The sequence below is a fragment of the Bradyrhizobium sp. PRIMUS42 genome, from assembly GCF_023006515.1.
In the GTDB taxonomy this organism is placed as follows: domain Bacteria; phylum Pseudomonadota; class Alphaproteobacteria; order Rhizobiales; family Xanthobacteraceae; genus Bradyrhizobium.
On sequence record NZ_JALBGZ010000794.1, the window covers coordinates 1 to 2,695 of the forward strand.

Below are 2,695 nucleotides of genomic sequence, written 5' to 3' on the forward strand. Positions count from 1 at the left end.
CGCATCGACGCGTTGGCGGACGATTGCAGCCGGGCCACGCTGGTGGTGACGTCACGGCCCGCGCCGCCCGATTGCGCGGCGATGGTGGTGGACCGGAAACGGCTCCTTCGCCAGGGTGCGCTGGCTCTGACACAGCGTGGCGGTGGTTTTTCGGTTCAGGCGGTGAGGGCGAGAGGCACGAACCGCCCATGGTTACCGGCCGGTGCCGGCGAAGGTGATTTCGACGGCAGCCTCGCGCCGAAGGCGGCACCCCGCAACCGCGACGCAACGCCATCGGAGACCGACCTGCAGGCCGACGATTGACGCGATCGATCTACAGATACCAGGCCAGCACGGCTTCCAGCCTTGCGTTGCCGATGACCGGCAGGGCCACCATCCGGCTCAACCCGGCTGCGCAGGCCTCGGCGCCGGCGATCGAGCCGTCATGGCTGAGATCGTCGTTGAGCACTGGCATGCCGGCGGCCCAGGCGCCGCCGATACCGCCTTCGCCCCTGGCAATGGATTGCGTCGCATAGCGAGCGGCAAGGTCGGTGTGCGCGCTGCAATCGCCGGCACGCAGGACCAGCGCCGAACGGGCTTCGTTCGGGACCCAGATCTCGACGCGTCGCGCAATCGGCGTTGCCTGCGCGGAGAGGAATGTCAGAACCCAGGTCTGGTCGGCGCCGGTTCGGTAGGGCACGCCGACCCCCAAATTGATCCCGATCTTGGCCGCGTCCTCCCAGCGCAGGAAGCTCCTGGCGTCGTGCAGGTCCTTGACGATCAGCGGCAGACCCGCCTTCCAGGTGCGTCCGGGCAGGCCGAAGCCGCGAGGAAACTTGGTGTGGCGGGAGTTGAATTCGAACATGTCCGCCGTGCCGTAATAGCCGTCGACAAGCGCCATCTCGTGGGAGCGATCAGGATCGTTGTGCCAGAGTTCGATCGCGCCGACATGCGCCTCGTCGTCGCCGCAGAGCAGCACCATCACGGCTTGCAGGAATTCGCCTGCAAACACCGGCACCGCCACGCCGCAGGTGAGGCCGGCCGCGACGGCCTGATCGGTCCGCTTGAAATAGGAGTTGGCGAATGTCGTGAGGATGACGGGATGGCCTGAGGCCCAGGCCTTGCCTGGAAGCCCCTCGCCATATCCGAAATGCAGCTCTGCGCTGGCGGTCTTGAATGCGGACAGGCCTTCGTCGTAGAGGCCGCCGCCGAATTCCAGCCGCATGCGCGTCCGGTCAGGTATCCAGAGTTCAACGACGCGAATGAAGGTCTTCATCGAGCGTGTCCGCCGCCTCAAGCCACGACAGCATCGGACATTTGGCTGCGGAGCGGACGTTCAAAATTCAGGCAGGACGGCTTAAACTTCGTGCGGCGACGATGTGCGGCGGCGGGGCTCGCCGATCGATTTTCGTGAAGACACAAACCCGCCGGGCTCGCCGGCCTCGGCCGGCGATGGCATTTCAATCCTGGCCCGACCTGTTGTCGGTCGGGGTGGCGTCAGCCGATCGGCAGGCGCGTGACCGTCGGCCGGTTGTCGGCGACGATCTGCGGCTTGTGCTCGCGCTCGCTGACGGGCTGGGTCACCGGCAGTTGCAGCACGGTTGCGTGCTGGCCTTCGACGAGCTGCGTCACCAGCACGTATTTTCCATCCGGGAATTCGATCGCGTCGTGATGGCGATCGGGAATGTGCGGATCAATCTTGCCGAACTTGCCGACGCGAGAGTTGACGGTACGCGTCCAGATCCATCGATTGTCATAACGGACGTTGTCGGCGAAGGCGAGCTCCGTCCCCGGCAGCAGGCAGACGGCCACGGTCGGATCGGCCGCAGAAGCAAAACCACGCGTCGAGGTGCCGCGGAACGTTGTCGACACGATCGTCTCGCCGACTTCGGCGGGGCGCGATGCAACGGCATGTAGGCTGTAGTCACACATCGGGTGCTCCTCATGCGAAGATAGCAACCCGCGCCTCCCTCGGAGGCGCAAGCCTCTATCAGAGTGGAAGCACATAAAGCTCTGCTTGGTTGTGGGCAAATCTGCGGCTGGCCCGCGGGATGCGATCAAATTATCTTTTCGAATCCGCTAGGAACAAAGCTCACATCAATGCATTCGGCGAAGACGAGCGTCAGCGGCCCGCGAGCGCCCGAGCGCCGATGTATCATTGTCTGCTCGAGGCCTCGATACCGCCAAGTGATAAGTGCCTGGCGGCGACATGCCGAGGCGTCGCGCTGGAAAGGGGCCGGACAATCTGCGCAAAGCCAGAAGACTGCCCAGCAGGAACGGATCAGATCCGCTCCAATCAGGATCATTGGTATCGAATGACCGCCGAAGGGTCTCAGTACTTCCGGTAAAGCCCGATCAGCTTGCCCTGAATCTTCACGCGGTTCGGCGGCAGGATGCGCACCTCGTAGGCGGCATTGGCGGGCTCGAGTGCGATCGAGGCGCCGCGGCGGCGGAAGCGCTTGAGCGTGGCCTCCTCGTCGTCGATCAGCGCCACCACGATGTCACCGGTATCGGCGCTCTCGTTGCGCTGGATCAGCGCCATGTCGCCGTCGAGGATACCGGCCTCGACCATGGAATCGCCGCGCACCTCGAGGGCGTAATGCTCGCCAGAGCCGAGCATGTCGGGCGGCACGCTGATGGTGTGGCTGCGGGTCTGCAACGCCTCGATCGGCGTGCCGGCTGCGATGCGGCCCATCACGGGCACCGCAACGGGCCG

Annotated in this window: 3 protein-coding genes and 1 pseudogene; 1 reads left to right on the forward strand and 3 read right to left on the reverse strand. The window is 65.0% G+C overall.

The genetic code is table 11. From position 1 onward, the window contains the following. A pseudogene (locus tag MOV75_RS33715) lies at nucleotides 1-303 on the forward strand (competence protein ComEC); the annotation flags it as partial. A 10-nt stretch (nucleotides 304-313) separates the two neighbouring features. On the opposite strand, the gene MOV75_RS33720 reads toward MOV75_RS33715, so the two are convergent. The 3 genes from MOV75_RS33720 to lexA form a co-directional block, all read right to left on the reverse strand. Further along, on the reverse strand, nucleotides 314-1,255 hold the full coding sequence (locus tag MOV75_RS33720; protein ID WP_247007498.1) for a GAF domain-containing protein: 942 nt from the start codon (nucleotides 1,253-1,255) through the stop codon (nucleotides 314-316). A 221-nt stretch (nucleotides 1,256-1,476) separates the two neighbouring features. Then, nucleotides 1,477-1,911, reverse strand: a complete 435-nt coding sequence (locus tag MOV75_RS33725; protein ID WP_246929874.1) for a hypothetical protein — start codon at nucleotides 1,909-1,911, stop codon at nucleotides 1,477-1,479. 400 nt (nucleotides 1,912-2,311) lie between these two features. Further along, nucleotides 2,312-2,695, reverse strand: a 384-nt coding sequence (lexA, locus tag MOV75_RS33730; RefSeq protein WP_247007500.1) for a transcriptional repressor LexA, incomplete at its 5' end; no start/stop codon positions are given.

Excerpts from the sequence above, each read along its gene's own strand:
- MOV75_RS33720 (WP_247007498.1), bottom strand. The coding sequence starts at position 1,255 with ATGAAGACCTTCATTCGCGTCGTTGAACTCTGGATACCTGACCGGACG.
- MOV75_RS33725 (WP_246929874.1), bottom strand. The coding sequence starts at position 1,911 with ATGTGTGACTACAGCCTACATGCCGTTGCATCGCGCCCCGCCGAAGTC.